The sequence below is a fragment of the Desulfomicrobium escambiense DSM 10707 genome (assembly GCF_000428825.1).
GTDB lineage: Bacteria > Desulfobacterota > Desulfovibrionia > Desulfovibrionales > Desulfomicrobiaceae > Desulfomicrobium > Desulfomicrobium escambiense.
Genome location: NZ_AUAR01000010.1, coordinates 135,233 through 151,139, shown reverse-complemented (window position 1 = coordinate 151,139; position 15,907 = coordinate 135,233). Strand labels below are relative to the sequence as shown.

General features: G+C 67.4%; 16 protein-coding genes. 6 read left to right on the top strand and 10 right to left on the bottom strand.

The genetic code is table 11. From position 1 onward, the window contains the following. Window positions 1-34 precede the first annotated feature (34 nt). Window positions 35-1,195, bottom strand: a complete 1,161-nt coding sequence (larC, locus tag G394_RS0110990) for a nickel pincer cofactor biosynthesis protein LarC (RefSeq protein WP_245578322.1) — start codon at window positions 1,193-1,195, stop codon at window positions 35-37. 26 nt (window positions 1,196-1,221) lie between these two features. On the opposite strand from larC, the gene G394_RS18890 reads away from it, so the two are divergent. From G394_RS18890 to G394_RS21205, 3 genes are all read left to right on the top strand, one after another. After that, a complete protein-coding gene (locus G394_RS18890) occupies window positions 1,222-2,034 on the top strand; it encodes a carbon-nitrogen hydrolase family protein (protein ID WP_084435548.1) in 813 nt (270 codons plus the stop codon). Window positions 2,035-2,141: 107 nt separating this feature from the next. Further along, window positions 2,142-2,807, top strand: coding sequence for a CBS and ACT domain-containing protein (locus G394_RS0110980; RefSeq protein WP_028577694.1), 666 nt, complete (start codon window positions 2,142-2,144; stop codon window positions 2,805-2,807). 93 nt (window positions 2,808-2,900) lie between these two features. Continuing rightward, window positions 2,901-3,041, top strand: a complete 141-nt coding sequence (locus tag G394_RS21205; protein ID WP_156902583.1) for a hypothetical protein — start codon at window positions 2,901-2,903, stop codon at window positions 3,039-3,041. A 33-nt stretch (window positions 3,042-3,074) separates the two neighbouring features. Here the strand turns inward: G394_RS21205 and G394_RS0110970 are convergent, their stop codons facing one another. The 3 genes from G394_RS0110970 to murJ all read right to left on the bottom strand — a co-directional run bounded on the left by G394_RS0110970 (window position 3,075) and on the right by murJ (window position 6,702). Beyond that, window positions 3,075-3,866, bottom strand: coding sequence for a tRNA1(Val) (adenine(37)-N6)-methyltransferase (locus G394_RS0110970; RefSeq protein WP_028577693.1), 792 nt, complete (start codon window positions 3,864-3,866; stop codon window positions 3,075-3,077). Window position 3,867: 1 nt separating this feature from the next. Beyond that, entirely contained in the window at window positions 3,868-5,091 is a 1,224-nt protein-coding gene (locus G394_RS0110965) for an LL-diaminopimelate aminotransferase (RefSeq protein WP_028577692.1), read from the bottom strand. A gap of 75 nt (window positions 5,092-5,166) precedes the next feature. Further along, window positions 5,167-6,702 (bottom strand): murein biosynthesis integral membrane protein MurJ, encoded by a 1,536-nt coding sequence (gene murJ, locus G394_RS0110960; RefSeq protein WP_028577691.1) that lies wholly within the window; start codon window positions 6,700-6,702, stop codon window positions 5,167-5,169. Window positions 6,703-6,853: 151 nt separating this feature from the next. On the opposite strand from murJ, the gene G394_RS0110955 reads away from it, so the two are divergent. Together G394_RS0110955 and G394_RS0110950 are read left to right on the top strand one after the other, a co-directional pair. Further along, entirely contained in the window at window positions 6,854-8,959 is a 2,106-nt protein-coding gene (locus G394_RS0110955; RefSeq protein WP_028577690.1) for a transglutaminase-like domain-containing protein, read from the top strand. A gap of 88 nt (window positions 8,960-9,047) precedes the next feature. After that, a complete protein-coding gene (locus tag G394_RS0110950; RefSeq protein ID WP_028577689.1) occupies window positions 9,048-9,914 on the top strand; it encodes a universal stress protein in 867 nt (288 codons plus the stop codon). 46 nt (window positions 9,915-9,960) lie between these two features. Here the strand turns inward: G394_RS0110950 and G394_RS0110945 are convergent, their stop codons facing one another. The 3 genes from G394_RS0110945 to G394_RS0110935 are packed head-to-tail and all read right to left on the bottom strand — an operon-like array spanning window position 9,961 to window position 13,190. Then, window positions 9,961-10,659, bottom strand: coding sequence for a TVP38/TMEM64 family protein (locus G394_RS0110945; protein ID WP_028577688.1), 699 nt, complete (start codon window positions 10,657-10,659; stop codon window positions 9,961-9,963). Next, on the bottom strand, window positions 10,656-11,765 hold the full coding sequence (locus tag G394_RS18885; protein WP_051307120.1) for an aspartate kinase: 1,110 nt from the start codon (window positions 11,763-11,765) through the stop codon (window positions 10,656-10,658). Before G394_RS18885 ends, G394_RS0110945 begins: the two co-directional genes overlap by 4 nt. Window positions 11,766-11,774: 9 nt before the next feature. After that, window positions 11,775-13,190 carry an RtcB family protein gene (locus G394_RS0110935; protein ID WP_028577687.1) on the bottom strand — a complete coding sequence of 472 codons (1,416 nt, stop codon included), beginning with the start codon at window positions 13,188-13,190 and terminating at the stop codon, window positions 11,775-11,777. Window positions 13,191-13,389: 199 nt separating this feature from the next. On the opposite strand from G394_RS0110935, the gene G394_RS0110930 reads away from it, so the two are divergent. After that, on the top strand, window positions 13,390-13,740 hold the full coding sequence (locus tag G394_RS0110930; protein WP_028577686.1) for a DsrE family protein: 351 nt from the start codon (window positions 13,390-13,392) through the stop codon (window positions 13,738-13,740). A gap of 106 nt (window positions 13,741-13,846) precedes the next feature. Here G394_RS0110930 and G394_RS0110925 read toward each other — a convergent pair whose 3' ends face one another. From G394_RS0110925 to G394_RS0110915, 3 genes are read right to left on the bottom strand one after another with little or no spacing between them, the layout of a single operon-like run. After that, window positions 13,847-14,422, bottom strand: coding sequence for a TetR/AcrR family transcriptional regulator (locus tag G394_RS0110925; RefSeq protein ID WP_342663420.1), 576 nt, complete (start codon window positions 14,420-14,422; stop codon window positions 13,847-13,849). A gap of 32 nt (window positions 14,423-14,454) precedes the next feature. Further along, window positions 14,455-15,225 carry an exodeoxyribonuclease III gene (locus G394_RS0110920; RefSeq protein ID WP_043775535.1) on the bottom strand — a complete coding sequence of 257 codons (771 nt, stop codon included), beginning with the start codon at window positions 15,223-15,225 and terminating at the stop codon, window positions 14,455-14,457. Beyond that, window positions 15,222-15,890 carry a metallophosphoesterase family protein gene (locus tag G394_RS0110915; protein WP_028577683.1) on the bottom strand — a complete coding sequence of 223 codons (669 nt, stop codon included), beginning with the start codon at window positions 15,888-15,890 and terminating at the stop codon, window positions 15,222-15,224. The genes G394_RS0110920 and G394_RS0110915 overlap by 4 nt, the downstream gene beginning before the upstream one ends. Window positions 15,891-15,907: the final 17 nt, after the last annotated feature.

The following is a 15,907-nucleotide window of genomic DNA, read 5'->3' as shown; positions in this document are numbered from 1 at the left end:
TGGACGCTGCGGACCTAATGGACGGGATGGACGTTCAGTCTTCGCTCAGGAGGTAGCGCAGCTGGGTCACGGAGCGGCCCGTGCGGCGGGCCAGGGCCTGCAGGGCCTCGAACTCGGGGCGCGCGTAGCGTTCGCCGTCCACGGTCGTTTCCTTGGCGGGCAGGTCGCCCCAGGGAGTGGGGCAGGTGGTCGCGGCGCGGGGCAGCACGGCCCGACGCGTCTCGGTGATGCGCAGGCCCAGGCTCATGGTCTGAGCAAAGGCCAGGTCCCTGATGCGCGCCAGATCCTCGGGCCTGCACAGGATCTGCAGCAGCCCTCCGGGGCGATTCTTCTTCATTACGCCGGGCAGGAAGAGCACGTCCAAGGCCCCGGCCGCCAGCAATTCCCCGAACACCCCCCCGATTTCCTCCCCGGTCAAGTGGTCCACGTTAGTCTCCAGGACCATGACCCGCTCCATGACAGGGCCGCCGGCTTCAAGCAGGAAGGCGCGCAGTCCGTTGACCACCCCGAGTTCCATGTTTCCCAGGCCCAGGCCGCAGGCCAGCAGGCGGCCCGTGGGCCCCTCGGCGAAATCGTCGACCAGGCGGTCCAGCAGCAGCGCGCCGGTGGGGGTGATGATCTCCCTGTCGAACTGCGTGGGATAGACTGGCTTGCCCTGCAGGAGCATGGCCGTGGCCGGTGCGGGCAGCGGCATGAAGCCATGGGCGCAGCGCACGGTGCCCGTGAACCAGGGCAGGCTCGAACAGGTCACGCGCGTCACGCCGAGGGCTTCCAGGGCGAAGAAGGCGCCGACCACATCGACCAGGGTGTCCACGGCCCCAACCTCGTGAAAGTGAACATCCTCAAGGCCGCAGCCGTGGATCGCGGCCTCCGCCTCGGCCAGGCGGACGAAGGCGGCTTCGGCCCCGGCCCTGACGGCCTCGGACAGGGGCATCCTGCGGACCATGTCCGTCAGGTCGTGCAGATGGCGCAGAGGTTGCGCCCCGGCGGAACCGATCTCCATGCGCTTGCCCGCGACACCCTTGTCCCGCGCCTCCCCGGCGACGATGGACACCTCCAGCCCGGCCCGACCGAAGGCCTCCGCCAAGGGCTCAAAATCAACGCCCAGACCGGCCATGGCCGCCAGGAACATGTCGCCGGCAATGCCGACTGGACAATCAAGATGCAACTCGGGCATGTTTCTCCCCAGGTTCACGTTGTGCTGCTCGGAGGGTGCATGCCATGAAAGTCGCCGCAGTTCAAATGGCCACAATCCCCGGCGACGTGCAGGGCAACCTGGACGCCATCGCCGCCCATGCCCGCGCCGGAGCCGAGGCCGGTTGCCGGCTCCTGCTCTTCCCCGAAATTGCCGATTTGGGGTACGACATGCCCGTCATCGGCCAGCTCGGAGGCAGCTCGTGGCCCCTGGTCCGGCAACGCCTCCTCGGCCTGGCCGCCGAATGCGGGGTCTGCCTGGTCTGCGGCGTCTGCCTGCCCGGGGAGGACGGGATCTTCAACGCCCTGGTCGCCTTCGGCCCCCGCGGGACCATCCTGGCCCAGTACCGCAAGGTCCACCTGTTCAAGGGCGGCGACGCCGACGAGACGCGCGTCTTCATCCCGGGCCGCAAGCTCGTAACCTTCGACCTGGACGGGGTGCGCTTCGGCCTGGCCGTCTGCTACGACCTGCGCTTCCCCGAACTTTTCCGGACCATGGCCCTGTCCGGCTGCCACGCTCTGCTGCTGGCCTCGGCCTGGCCCCGCGCGCGAATCGGCGTCTGGGAGCCCCTGTGCGTGGCCCGGGCCGTGGAAAACCAGTGCTGCCTGCTGGGCGCGAACAAGGTCGGAAAACAGGGCGCCTTCCCCTTCGGCGGCCGCTCGATCTTCGTCACCCCCACGGGCGAAGTCACGGTCGCGGACGAACGGAGCGAGGGGCTCGTCCCCGGGCACGTCGATCTTCAGACCGTCCTTGAAATCCGCCGGACGATACCTGCGCTGAACCACCGGCGCCCGGACGTGTATGCCGAAGTTCCGGACAATTCGGCAGAGATTCTTTGACGACATGATCAAAAGACATTATGCATCCACTTACTTACATGCATTCATGACCTTGTACGCACGCGCTTGACCAAGGGCGTACACCACCGCTTCCAAGGAGACACAATATGATTATCAAGGACTGGATGACCAAGGACGTGATCACGGTGGACCCCGAAACCTCCATGATGCGCGCAGCCAAGCTGATGAAGGAAAAGGGCATTCGCCGCCTGCCCGTGGTCGACGACAAGGGCAAGGTCGTCGGCATGCTGAGCGACCGCGACGTGAAGGAAGCTTCGCCCTCCAAGGCCACGACCCTGGACGTGCACGAGCTCTACTACCTGCTCTCGGAGATCAAGGTCAAAAACATCATGAGCCCCAATCCGCTGACCATCCTGGACACGGACACGGTCGTGAAATGCGCGGCTATCATGCACGACAAGAAGATCTCCGGCCTGCCCGTCCTGAACGAGCAGGGGGAACTCGTGGGCATCATGACCCAGAACGAGGTCTACAGGGTGCTGCTGAGCATCACCGGCATCTACCACGGCGGAATCCAGATCGGCCTCAAGCTGCCGGACCAGCGCGGGACCCTCAAGGAAGTGCTCGATTGCCTGCGCGGCCACAAGGCCAGGGTCATCTCCATCCTGACGTCCTACGACAAGGTCGAGGACGGATACAGGCAGGTCTTCCTGCGCGTCATGGACATGGAAAAATCCGTGCTGAACGAACTGAAGAAGGAACTGAGCGAGAAGTACGACCTCATGTTCTGGGTCCGGGACAGCATCAACTAGACGGCCACCACCACCCGCAACGCAAAGGCCCGCGGAAGCATCCGCGGGCCTCGTTTCGTGAGCGGCGCAAACAGGAAACTTTCGGGAGAACCCATGGAAGAGCACTACCCCATCAAGGACACCTTAAACGAGATCATCAACACGCTGCAGATCGCCCTGGACACGGACTACGTCATCGGGCTGCTGGTGGCCACGGCCATCATCTCGTTCATCATCGGCCGCATGAGCAGATAGCTCCGGCCGCGTTTCACGCCTCCCGGCCCCGCGTCACGCGGGGTTTTTTTTGCCCTGCGCCCCGCCCTCGCCGCCGCCCGCGTTGCAGGCCAGGCGGGGGCAGAAAGCCAGGGCGCCGGCTGTCAGCCGGGAACTCTCCCCCTCCCCTTCGTGCAGGCTGAGCGGCGCGGCCACGGTCAGGCCCGGGCCGCCGTTCTTCAGGGAGCGCACCAGCGCCAGACGGGCGGGGCTGTGGAGATTCGGGTGGACGAAGAGGATTTCCTTGGGCTGGAGCCGCGCCTGGCGCAGCAGATGGAGCAGTTCGTCTGCGCGTTCGGCCAGGTGGATGAAGGCGCAGGGCTTGCGGTTGCGCACGGTCAGGGCCGCGGCGCGGACGAAGTCGGCGAGGGACGCCCCGGCCTCGAACCGGGCCATGGTTTTGAACGCGTCCGGACAGACCCGGCCACTGGACGGATCACGGTAGGGCGGATTGCACAGCACCAGATCCGCGCTCTCGGGCGCGAGGCAGCCGGGAAAGCGCACATTCCCGGCCAGAAAGGCGAAGCGGTCCGCAAGGCCCAAACGGCGGGCGTTTTCCCGGGCATGTGTGAGCATGCCCGGATTCACGTCGAGACCGACCCCAAAAAAATCGGGATGCTCCAGGGCCAGACCGAGCCCCACCACCCCGCAACCGGTGCCCAGATCGAGCACCCGGCCCCGCACCCGCTCCCGGCCGGCGAAGGCCGCCAGCAGGAGCGCGTCGAGAGAAAAACGGAATCCGTGCGGCGGCTGGGACAGCCCGCGCGGAAACCGCTCCCGGGCCAGGCCGACAGCCGCCTGGTCCATCCTACTTCAGCACGGAGCGCAGGCGCTCCATGGCTTCCTGGACATTGGCCAGGCTGTTGAAAGCCGAGATGCGGATGTAGCCCTCGCCGCAAGCCCCGAAGCCGGCGCCGGGCGTGCAGACCACGGCGGCCTTGTTCAGGAGCATGTCGAAGAAGTCCCACGAGCCCATCTTGCCGTCGATCCAGACGTACGGGGAGTTCTCCCCGCCCACGCACTCGTAGCCCAGGGCCGTCATCTCGTTGCGGATGATGCCGGCGTTGCGCAGGTATCCGTCCACCAGGGCCGTGGCCTGGGCCTTGCCCTCGGGCGAGTAGACGGCCGCGGCGGCCTTCTGGACGGGGTAGGACACGCCGTTGAACTTGGTGGTGTGGCGGCGGTTCCACATGGCGTGCAGGCTGTGTGCGTTGCCCTGCGCGTCCCAGGCCATGCAGGACCTGGGCACCACGGTGAAGGCCAGGCGTGTGCCCGTGAAGCCCGCGGTCTTGGACATGGAACGGAACTCGATGGCCACCTCACGCGCGCCCTCGATCTCGTAGATGGACCGAGGCAGCTCGGGGTCGCGGATGAAGGCCTCGTAGGCCGCGTCGAAAAGGATCAGGGCCTTGTGCTCACGTGCGTAGTCGACCCACTCCTTGAGCTGGGCCTTGGTGATGGTCGCGCCCGTGGGGTTGTTGGGGTAGCACAGGTAGATGAGGTCCACGGGCTGGTCGGGCAGGGCCGGGATGAAGCCGTTGGCGCTGGTGGCGTCAAGGTAGACCAGGCCCTCGTAGCGGCCGTTCACGCTGCCGCCCGTGCGGCCGGCCATGACGTTGGTGTCCACGTAGACGGGGTAGACCGGGTCGGGGATGGCGATGCGGATGTCGCCGGCGAAAAGCTCCTGGATGTTGCCCGTGTCGCACTTGGCGCCGTCGCTGACGAAGATCTCGTCGGCCGCGACGTCGGCGCCGCGGGACTGGAAATCCTCGCGGGCGATCAGTTCGCGCAGGAAGTCGTAGCCCTGCTCGGGACCGTAGCCGCGGAAGGTGGCGGCGTCAGCCATCTCGTCCACGCCCTGGTGGAAGGCGTCCACCACGGCCCTCGGCAGGGGTTGGGTCACGTCCCCGATGCCCAGGCGGATGATCTTCTTGTCCGGGTTGGCCTGCTGGAATGTGCTCACGCGGCGGGCGATGTCGGCGAACAGATAGGAGGCCTTGAGCTTCAGGTAGTTCTCGTTGATGCGGATCATATGCGGTCCTCTTCTGGGGGAGTTGGCGGTTCGTCGAAAAAGAAACGTCTAGCGGCAAAGCCGGCGTTGTTCAAGTCAGGCCTTGCCGCGACCCAGGCGGCGGCCCAGGACGTCGGCGAAAAGGCGGGCTTGGCTCACTCCCAGGCCAAGGCCCAGGGCCATGTACGCCGCCGCCCACAGCGGGATGAGGAGCAGGCTGACGCGCCCAAGCCCCGTGCTGGCCCAGCATCCGGCCAGCAGCGCAAAACTCAGGCCCAGAGACGCGAGGAGGTCGCGGCCCACCCGGAACCAGGGCCCCAGGTGGCGGCGCAGGAAATACCCCAGCAGCAGCACGTTGACCCAGGCCGACATGGACGAGGCCAGGGCCAGTCCCACGTGCCCCAGATACTGCATGGAGACGAAGCCCGTGGCGACGTAGACCACAAGGCAGCCCATGGCCACACGCACCGGGGTCCGCGTGTCGCCCAGGGCGTAGTAGGCCGAGGCCAGGGATCGCACGCTCGAAAAGGCGGGCAGGCCGATGACGTAGCCCAGCAGGGCCAGGGCCGTCCCGTGCACCGCAGTCTCCGAGAATTGCCCGCGACCGAAGAGCAGCTCCACCAGGGGCAGGGACAGCCCGGCCAGCCCGGCCGCCGCCGGCAGGTTGACGAACAGCGTCAGGCCCAGGGACGAGGCCAGGGTGTCCCGGAACTCCTCCCGCCGCTCGGGCGCGGCCAGGGAGGACAGGGACGGCAGGGTGGCCACGCCCACGGCCACGCCGAAAACGCCCAGGGGGAACTGGAAGAGCCTGTCGGCGTAGTAGAGATAGGAGACCGACCCTTCGGGCAGGAAGGACGCCATGCCCGTGCCGATGAGAATGTTGATCTGGTACACGGCCGAGCCCAGGATGGTCGGCAACATCAGGACGCCGATGCGGCGCACACCCGGGCTCAGGGGCTCCACGGGCCCGGCCCAGGAGAACCCCTTGGCGCGCAGGATGGGCTGCTGCAGGAGCCACTGTCCCAGGCCCGCCACGAGCACGCCCCAGGCCAGGTACACGGCCACGTTCCCGCCCACGGCTATGGCCAGGAGGCTGGCCGCGATGAGCACGATGTTCAGGATGCACGGCGCCAGGGCGGGCACGAGGAAGTGGCCCATGCTGTTCAGCACGCCCATGCACAGGGCCACGCCGGAAATGAACAGGATGTAGGGGAAGCAGATCTGCACGAGGGAGGCCGTCAGCTCGAACATATCGGGTCGCTTGGCCGCGAAGCCCGAGGCGATGAGCAGGGTCACGGCCTTGGGAAAAAGCAGGACGAGGAGAGTCAGGATTCCCAGAATGACGACCAGCCAGAACTGAATGGAGCGGGCCAGGACAAAGGCGGCCCGGTCCCCCTGCTCCTGCCGCAAGCGCACGAAGGTCGGCACGAAGGCCATGGTCAGGGACCCTTCGGCGAAGAGGCTCCTGAGCAGGTTGGGCACGCGGAAGGCCACGAAGAAGGCGTCGGCCAGCACGGACGCGCCCAGGGTATAGGCCATGATCAGGTCCCGCACGAGCCCCAGCCCGCGGCTGAGCATGGTTGCGCCGGAGACGATGGAGGCGTTCCTGGCGATGGTTCTGTTGGTGGACACGAGCTTGGTCCTTGAAGGGTTGACGTGGGGCCGTGAAGGCCGGAAGACGCACCTCCCTAACGCGGGCAGGGCACCGCGTCCACCCGCTTTTTCCGCGCGAGGCCCGGGCTTGCTGGACAAAAGGCGGCACGGGCCGGTACATCACCGGTCCATGAAACACCTCATCCATGCCGCGATCCTTGTCCTCGCCCTGCTCTTCGCGGGTTGCGCCAAACCGGCCGCGCACCGTGCGGCCGAACCCGCCACGGCCTCCATGCCCGATTCGGCCAACCCCAACGCCGCGGAGATGGCCGCCTTCGCACAAGCCTACCCGGAAGGATCGGATCAAGCCAGAGCCGCCGCCTTTCTTCTCGAAAACCTGCCCCTGTCCGACCGGCTGTCCATGACCGCCGCCGACCTGCGCGAAAACGTCGACTACGCCTTCCTGGCCCGCAGCCTCATGCCCTGGGGCTCCCGCGTGCCGTGGGACGTCTTCCTGCACTACGTCCTGCCCCACCGCACCAGCCAGGAGCCGTTCCAGCCCAACCGGGCCATGCTCTTCCGCGAGCTCGGGCCTCTGTGCGCCACGGCCGAAAGCACGGAGGAGGCCCTGTCGCGCGTGGGGGCGTGGTGTGCCGCCAAGGCGCAGTACCGCCCAACCTCGCGCCGCGACCTGGGCGTGCGGTCCATCCTCGACGCCGGGTGGGGGCGCTGCGAGGAGACCAACATCCTGTTCATCGCCGCGGCCAGGGCCGCCGGCCTGCCCGTGCGCCAGGCCATGGTCCCGTGGTGGCAGCACGCCGACGGCAACCACGCCTGGGTCGAAGCCTGGACCGAGGACGGCTGGAAATTCCTGGAAAGCGGCACGGAGTTCTCCGAGCTGAACCGAACCTGGTTCGCGGCCCAGGCCCCGCGCATGCCCAAGGTGGCGGCACTGGTCTTCGGCCGGTCCTCGGACCCTTCGGTGTACCGCACCGGTCCCGGCTATTCCCTGGCCGACAACACGGCCCCCTACGTCCGCCCCGTGCCCGTACGGGTCCGCGTGACCGTGGCCCACGACCAGCCGGTGCCGGGGCACGACGTCTATTTCTCCGTCTACTCCCTGGGCGGCGTGCGGCCCGTGACCAAGGCCGTGACCGACAACCGCGGCCTGGCCGCGACCACCCTCGGTCCGGGCGTCTTTTTCGTCTCCAGCTCCGCAGGCGAGTCCCTGGCCTGGACCATGCTCGACACCCGCGACATGGAGGACATGGAGATCCGTCTGTCCCTGGACTCCCCGCGCCCCCTGCCCGGCGTGCTGCAATTCGCGTCGCCCGAGGCGTCCGCCGAGCCCTTCGACGCCACGCCCAGCCCGGAACTGGGGCGCCTGCGGGAAGAGCGCGCGAAACGCTGGGACCCGCTGCTGCAGGGTCTGCCGAAACCCCTGCGCCAGAACCTGGCCCTGGCGGGCGACCGCGCGGCCGACTGGCTGCGCCTCCTGAGGTCCGAGCCGGCTTCGCCCTGGATCCTCCCCCTGCTCGAATCCCTGGACGACAAGGACCTCCTGCAGGCCGACCCGGACGCCCTCGCCCGGGAGACGGAACTGGCCATCGAAGCCCGACGGGCCGCCCAACAGGCGGGCCTTGCCGTGGACGACGAGACGTTCCTGCGCTACGTCCTCTCCCCGCGCATCCATCTCGAACCGTGGTCCCCCTGGCGCTCGGAACTGCTGCCCTGGCTCGGCGGCTCCCTGTCCCAGCCCGTGCGGGCCAAGGTCGAGACCGTGCGCAAGCGGGTCGAGAAGCTCGAAAAGCTGGAGCCGTCCATCATGGGCTCCCCCCTCACGCCGGCCCAGACCCACGCCGCTGGCTACCTCGCCACGTCCATGGACAAGGGCGTCCTGGCCACGGCCGCCCTGCGCACCCTGGGTGTTCCGGCCCGCTACCAGCCCGATTTCGACGGCGTGGAATACTTCGACGGCGCGAAATGGAACTTCTGGGAACTGGAGCCTCGCGCCCCGGCCAGCGGGGCCCTGCGGCTGACGGGAGAAGGGGAACTCAGGCCGCTGCTCGATTTCGGCGTGGCTCGGGTCGAAAAGGGACACCTGCGCCCCCTGGACGACCTGCCGTGGGAGCAGGACGGGGAGGCCTTGCGCTGCGCCCTGCAGCCGGGGCCGTACCTGCTCGTCCTGCCGCGCCGGGAGGGACTGCGCGCCACGGTCCGTCTCAAGGAGTTCTCCGTCACCGCCGACGCCGTGACCGATGAAACCGTCCAGGGCGTGAACGCGGCAGGCCAGTGACATCCGGACAAACCGGGCCGGCCGCATTGCAAGCCCGCCCGGTTTGCTCTACACCATGGGCAGAAACACCACCCCGCGAGGCTTGACCATGAACAGACACATCCTGCTGACCGTCAGTGACAACTACAGTTCCCTTTTCGCCGTCCGTTTCACGGCAGGTTTCTTCAGCCGTTTCGAGGACCTGAACATAACCCTGCTCTATGTCGCTCCCAACCCCAAGGCCGGCCTGACCGAGGCCGAAATACTGCAGGATTACGGCAACCTGTCCCGGCGGGAGGCGCAGACGCGCAACCTGGCCCAGACGGCCCTGGACAAGGCCGAGGAAATCCTGATCATGAAGCGCTTCCCCAAGGAGAACATCCACCGGAAGATCGCCTTCAAGCAGCTCGGCACGGCCAACGACATCATCCAGGAGGGCATCACCGGCATGTACGACGCCATCGCCCTCGGCCGCCGCGGACTGTCGCGCCTGGAGGAGCTCATCGACCAAAGCGTCAGCAAGCAGGTATTCACCACGCCCATGGACATCCCCCTGTGGATATGCCGCGGTCACGAGAAGCCGGAACCCAAGATCCTGCTCTGCACGGACGGCTCCCCGGCCAGCCTGCGCTGCGCCGACCACGTCGGGTTCATGCTGAAGAACGAGCCGGAACACCGCGTCGACCTGCTGCACGTCGTGGCCCACGCCTCTTCCGCCGTCCCCGCCGAGGCCCTGGCAGCCACACGGCGCATGCTCGAGGACAATGGCATCGCCGCCAACCGCATCACACAGCAGGTCGTCGAGGGGGTGAACACCGCCGACACCATCCTGAGCGTGGCCCGCGAAGGCGGCTATGGCGTGCTGGCCACGGGACGCACGGGCCGGGGCGAAACCCGCAGCCTGCACCTGCTCGGCTCGGTCAGCATGAACCTGCTCAAGCACCTCGAATCGGCGACGCTCTGGATCAGCCACTAGGCAGGAAGGGAAACCCTCCACGCTGATTTCAATTCTGAGGGAATTTTTACGACAGGGGCGCAGTGCGCCCCTTTTTTTGCGCCCGGACCCGGGCTACGGCCTTTTTCACCATCAGGGGAAAAAGGCCCAGCAGCGCAAAGGCCAGAAGCATGGAGGGGGAAAGGATGCCCGACAGGGACTTAAGGCGCCCCAGCTCCCTGCCGGCGTTGACGTAGACCATGGTCCCGCCGAGCATGCCCAGCTGCGAGACCCAGTAGAAGGTCCGCGCAGGCATGGGCGTCAGGCCCATGACCAGGTTGATGACGAAGAAGGGGAAGACCGGGATGAGGCGCAGGGTGAAGAGGTACCAGGCCCCCTCCCGCGCCACGCCATCGTTCACTGCCGCGAGCCTGTCGCCGAAGCGGCGCTGGACCGCGTCGCGCAGCAGGTAGCGCGACATGAGGAAGGCCAGGGTCGCGCCGATGGTCGAGGCGAAGGACACGGCCAGGGTGCCCACCCAGAAGCCGAAGACCGCCCCGCCGGCCAGGCCCATGACCGTGGCCCCGGGCAGGCTCAGGGCGGCCATGAGCACGTAGCACAGGAAATACCCGCCGACCATGAGCGGGCCGTGCTCGGCGTAGGCATCCCGTAGGGCACCAAGGGAGCCCTGAACGGCAGCCAAACTCAGGAAGCGCTGCAGGTCCAGGGCGAAGAACAGGGCCACGGCGGCCAAGACGCCCAGGCCCAGCCAGAGCCTCTTCCTCATTGCCCGCCAGCCGTGAAGAGCGCGTCGTGGATGGCGGCCACCAAGGGCTGGGGCAGCGGGTCTTCGAGGAATATCTCGTACTTGGATGCCGTGCTGCTGATGGCCAGGACCCGGTTGCCCGCCTCTTCGAGCATCCCCAGCACCGCGTCGACCCGCTCGCGCTGGGCCGCCACGCGCGAGCCGATGAGGGACAGGCTGACGCAGGGCACGCCCTCCATGGCCGCGGCGTGCTTCTCGTCCACGACCACGACGGTGCGGCCCTCGACGGACTGGCACAGGCGGCAATCAGGAGGCAAGGGCACGCCGGCGCCGAAGGCGATCCAGCGCAGCCGGTCGTAGTAGACCATGGACTGCAGAGTCTCGCGGTTCAGGTTCTCGCTGGAGACGATGGTCCCGATGCGGCCCGAGCTGCTCGAACCGGCGGCGATGCGCACGCCCAGGCGGCGGGCGTACTCCACGGCATCGTCTTTCAGGACCTTGGCCCCGGCGGCCGACATTTCGAGCATGGTCTCGTAGTCCACCGTGTCCAGGCGGCGGGCCGAGGGCGCCAGACGCGGGTCCGTGGTGTAGACCCCGTCAACGTCGGAGTAGATCTCGCAGACGTCGGCCTGCAGGGCGGCGGCCACGGCCACTGCCGTGGTGTCGGACCCGCCGCGGCCAAGGGTGGTGATCTCCCGGGCCGTGGACACGCCCTGGAAGCCCGCCACCACGGCGATCCGGCCCTCGTCCAGGGCCTGGCGCAGGCGGTCGCCCCTGATTTCGAGAACGCGCGCGTCGCCGTGGTTGCAGTCGGTGATGAGCCCGATCTGGGAGCCCGTGAAGGACACGGCCAGCCCCGGCCGCAGGCCGCTTATGGCGATGCTCATCATGGCGATGGAGATGCGCTCCCCGGCCGAGACGAGCATGTCCATCTCCCGCGGGTCCGGGTGCTCGGCCAGTTCGTGGGCCTGGCGCACCAGGGCGTCAGTGCTCTTGCCCATGGCCGAGACCACGACCACAACCTGATCCCCGGCCTCGTGCCGGGCCACGATGCGCCTGGCCAGGTCCCGGATCTGTTCCGGAGTGGCCACGCTGCTGCCTCCGTATTTCTGAACGACCAGAGCCATTTTCTCTCCTTACGGCGCCATCTTGACGATGCGCGGAATGAATGTCGCGCGGATGCGCACCAGGTCAGCCTGGGCGGCCATGACCGCGCGGATGTCCTTGTAGGCCATGGGCACTTCGTCCAGGCCGCCCGAAAGCAGCCGCACGCCGTGTTCCCGCAGCACGTGTTCCAGATCCCCCCGCCGGAAGCGCTTCAGCGCCTCCTGGCGGCTCATGGTCCGGCCCGCTCCGTGGGCTGCCGAGCACATGGACAGGGGGTTGCCCAGTCCCTCGACCACGTAGGCCGGGTCGATCATGGTCCCGGGGATGATGCCGACGACCCCGGCCCCGGCCGGCGTGGCGCCCTTGCGGTGCACGATGACCTCGCGGCCGCCGTGGGTTTCCTTCCAGGCGAAATTGTGGTGGTTCTCGGCTCCCCAGACGGGCGAGAGGCCCAGATGCCCGGCCACGGCGGCGTGGATCAGGGCGTGGTTGGCCGCGCTGTAGTGGCCCATGAGCTCCATGGCGGCCCAGTATTCGCGGCCCGGATCCGTGTCCAGGCCCAGCCAGGCTAGATGCCCAAGCTCTCTTGGCAGCTCGCGGTGCAGCCGCCTGGCCAGGGAGGAATAGTACTTGGCCACCTCCCCGCCCGTGCCCCGGCTGCCGCTGTGGGACAGCAGGGCCAGGTAGCGCCCCTCGGCCAGTCCGGACAGAGCGCGGGGCACGTCCAGCACGCCCCACTCGACGAAATGGTTGCCGGACCCGCTCGTGCCGAGCTGACCCCAGGCCGTGTCGCGCATGCGCGCGGTGACGGGCGAGAAGCCCCAGTCCTCGTGCATGACGGGGTGATCCTTGCGGGCCGTGAACTTGCCGCCCACGCCGAAGCACGTCTCGTGCTCCAGGGCCTGGGCCAGATCGTCGGCATGCTCGTCGACAAGGTCGGGCGGCACGGCGAAGACGCTCATCTTCATGCGGCAGGCGATGTCCATGCCCACGCCGTAGGGGATGACGGCGTTGTCCACGGCCAGGACCCCGCCGATGGGCAGGCCGTAGCCCACATGGGCGTCGGGCATGAGCGCCCCGGACACGGCCACGGGCAGGCTCGCGCCGTCGCGCATCTGCTTCACGGCCTGGGGGTCCAGGTCCTCGCCCCAGGAACGCCATGGGGCTCCCTCCGTGCGCACGGCCGGAGACGGGACGCCGCTTTCTGCGGCCCCGCAGGACGCGCCCGACCGCAGCATCCCGGCCAGGGCCCCCAGGATGGGATGCTCGGCGAAGGATTCGGGTCTGTCCGCAAGACGGTTGAAAAGACGGCGCAGGGCCTTGCCGCGCACCCCCTCTTCCTCCAGCTCACGCACGCACCCGCGGACCACGGGCAGCAGCTCCTCGGGGATGCCCAGGGCCGCGAGCCGGAAAGGCAGGTCGTTCTGTTTGCGCTTGGCGGACATGGTGGAAGTCTAGCCCCTTTTTCCCGTTTCTCCAAGACAATCCGCCGGGATGGAAAACCGGGCCGGATTCAGCCTGCGGACGGATACCGAACGACGAACGGCAAAATGCGGCCGAGACAAACGGTCATTCTCCGAACATATTGATCTTCCGAACGAATCATTCTAGTGAGGCAGTGGCGAAGAAACCTGGGAGGACCTTATGGCGAAATTTCTCTTCATCCTGAGCAGGGACGACAACGAATCGGCCACGCGCTGCTTCCAGTTCGCGCGCATCGCCCACGGCAAGGGGCATCACGTCAACCTGTTCCTCATCGACGGCGGCGTGACCTGGGCCGACACTGCCCGCGACCTGAGGGTCAAAACCACCACCGGCGACTGCCCGGCGGACTATCTGCCCTATCTGGTGGAATCCGAGGTGGAGATCGGCGTCTGCACGCCCTGCGCCAGAAACCGCGGCCTGGACGAGGCGCGCTTCCACCCGAACATGCTGCTCGACGGCGGGCCGCACCTCATCGACATGGCGGCCGAATCCAAGGTGTTCAACTTCTAGGAGGGACACGGCCCCGGCTTCAGGTCGGCCGTGGACGCACTTATGATGGATTCCCGAACGGTGGTCTTTACCGGAAAACACGTCCCGGCCCGGGACCGGCCGCAGACTATCTCCGCAGCGACCGCAGGATAAACCTGCGGGTCTCGTCGAACAGGGCCGGATCGCCGAAGGGGCTGAGGAAGACCGTGCGCACCGCGCCGACCATGGCGGCGTAGATCATCAGGGCGCAGTCCCGGACCGGGACCTCGGCGACGGTCCCGTCGGCGATGCCGCGTTCGAGGATCTTCTCGATCTCCTCAATGAGTTCCCGGAACTTGGCCCCGATCTTCTGCCGGTCAAGGTGCGGGTTGTCGTCGCTGAAGGGCGAGCAGCGGATCAGGGTGGGGAAAGTGGCGCGGTTGGCCAGGGTGTAGGACAAGTAGGACGAGACGAAGATGTCCACTGCCTCCAGGCCGCTGCGGGCCCGCTCCATGTCCTTGCGGATGAGGGCCAGCATGGCGTCGATCATCTCCTGGCCGGCCACGAGAAAGAGCTTCTCCTTGTTCCCGAAGTAATGGGAAACGAGGCCGAAGGCCACGCCGGCATGCTGGGCGATCATGCGCATGGTCGTCCCGGCGTACCCGTACTCGGCGAAAAGGGCCTGCGCCGCCGCCAGAATCTCGTCACGTTTGCTCACGAACATCCATCCTTGTCGAGATTGTGCATCACCACCCCCTACACGTCGAGTTCAAGTCCCACCGGGCAGTGGTCCGACCCCATAACCTCGGACTCGATCCAGGCCTCGCGGACCGCGCCGCGCAGTTCCTCGGACACGAAGAAATAGTCGATGCGCCATCCCGCGTTGCGCGACCTGGCCCCATAACGGTAGGTCCACCACGAATAGGCGTCGGGGATGTCGCCGTGCCGCAGGCGGAAGGTGTCGAGATAGCCGTGCGCCATGAAGCGGTCCATCCAGGCCCGCTCGATGGGCAGAAATCCGGAGGTGTTCTCGTTGGCCTTGGGGTTCTTGAGGTCGATTTCGCGGTGGGCCGTGTTGAAATCGCCGCAGACCACGATGGGCTTGTGACGGCGCAGGTCCTGGGCGTGGGCCAGGAAGGCGTCGTAGAAGCCCATCTTGAAGTCCAGGCGCTCCTGACTCATCTGGCCGTTGGGGAAGTAGATGTTGAAATAGTGGAATTTCTCGAATTCCAGGCGGATGACGCGCCCCTCCCCCCGGAAGCGGTCGTCGGGCAAGCCGAACTGCACGGCCAGGGGTTCGAGTCGCGAATAGCAGGCCGTGCCGGAATAACCCTTCCTGCCGCGCGAGGCGTTCCAGTAGCAGCGGTAGCCGTCGAACAGCCGGTCCTCCCCTACCTGGTGCTCGTCGGCCTTGACCTCCTGCAGCCCCACCACGTCGGGCGCGGTGCGCACCAGCCAGTCCGCGAAACCCTTGCCCAGGACCGCGCGGAAACCGTTCACGTTCCAGGAATAGAGACGCAGGCTCACGACACGCCCCTCAAGCCGGCCACGAGACCTTCGGGGGTCTCGTCGATGCGCACGTAGCCGCCGGCGGCGAAGGCCCCTGGGTTCAGTACGTGGGAGCGGCCGATCCGCTCCTCGCCGACGCCTTCGTGGATGTGGCCCGTGACGACAACGGCCGGCTGGTATTTCTCGATGAGGGCGCGCACGCCCGGGCTGCCGACGTGGGCGCCCGACGGCAGCCTGTCGACGACCTCGCCGCGCGGGGGGGTGTGAATCATGAGAATGACATGCCCGAAGGCGCCCGCCGCCTCCAGGGCGTCGTGGGCCCACTGGCAAATCTGCGCGTCGTCGACCTCGGACGGAGTGCCGAAGGGCGTCGGCGTGGAGTAGCCCACTGCCGCCAAGCAGACGCCCCCGCCCAGGTCCGTGACCCGGTTGTGGGCGTTCAGACCGCGCTCGGTCAGGACGCAGTCCACAGCCTGGGTGTCCATGTTCCCGATCTGGGCCAGGACGCGCGGGTTCATGGCCGCCACGGCATCGACGATGCCGGCCGCCCTCTCCCGCGTGCCCAGGTTGGTCAGGTCGCCGGACAGGAAGACGCCTTCCGCCCGGCCGATATCGTCAATCCGCTCCACGGCGGAGATGCGCTCATGAATGTCGCCGAAAACGATCCAGAACCGGTTTGCCATTTGCCTCCCATCCTCAC

Coding starts and splice junctions, on each gene's coding strand:
- G394_RS0110950 (WP_028577689.1), top strand. CDS start 9,048: ATGAACAGACACATCCTGCTGACCGTCAGTGACAACTACAGTTCCCTT.
- G394_RS21205 (WP_156902583.1), top strand. CDS start 2,901: ATGGAAGAGCACTACCCCATCAAGGACACCTTAAACGAGATCATCAAC.
- G394_RS0110980 (WP_028577694.1), top strand. CDS start 2,142: ATGATTATCAAGGACTGGATGACCAAGGACGTGATCACGGTGGACCCC.
- G394_RS0110955 (WP_028577690.1), top strand. CDS start 6,854: ATGAAACACCTCATCCATGCCGCGATCCTTGTCCTCGCCCTGCTCTTC.
- G394_RS0110930 (WP_028577686.1), top strand. CDS start 13,390: ATGGCGAAATTTCTCTTCATCCTGAGCAGGGACGACAACGAATCGGCC.
- G394_RS18890 (WP_084435548.1), top strand. CDS start 1,222: ATGAAAGTCGCCGCAGTTCAAATGGCCACAATCCCCGGCGACGTGCAG.
- G394_RS0110970 (WP_028577693.1), bottom strand. CDS start 3,866: ATGGACCAGGCGGCTGTCGGCCTGGCCCGGGAGCGGTTTCCGCGCGGG.
- G394_RS18885 (WP_051307120.1), bottom strand. CDS start 11,765: ATGGCTCTGGTCGTTCAGAAATACGGAGGCAGCAGCGTGGCCACTCCG.
- G394_RS0110945 (WP_028577688.1), bottom strand. CDS start 10,659: ATGAGGAAGAGGCTCTGGCTGGGCCTGGGCGTCTTGGCCGCCGTGGCC.
- G394_RS0110915 (WP_028577683.1), bottom strand. CDS start 15,890: ATGGCAAACCGGTTCTGGATCGTTTTCGGCGACATTCATGAGCGCATC.
- G394_RS0110925 (WP_342663420.1), bottom strand. CDS start 14,422: ATGTTCGTGAGCAAACGTGACGAGATTCTGGCGGCGGCGCAGGCCCTT.
- G394_RS0110965 (WP_028577692.1), bottom strand. CDS start 5,091: ATGATCCGCATCAACGAGAACTACCTGAAGCTCAAGGCCTCCTATCTG.
- G394_RS0110935 (WP_028577687.1), bottom strand. CDS start 13,190: ATGTCCGCCAAGCGCAAACAGAACGACCTGCCTTTCCGGCTCGCGGCC.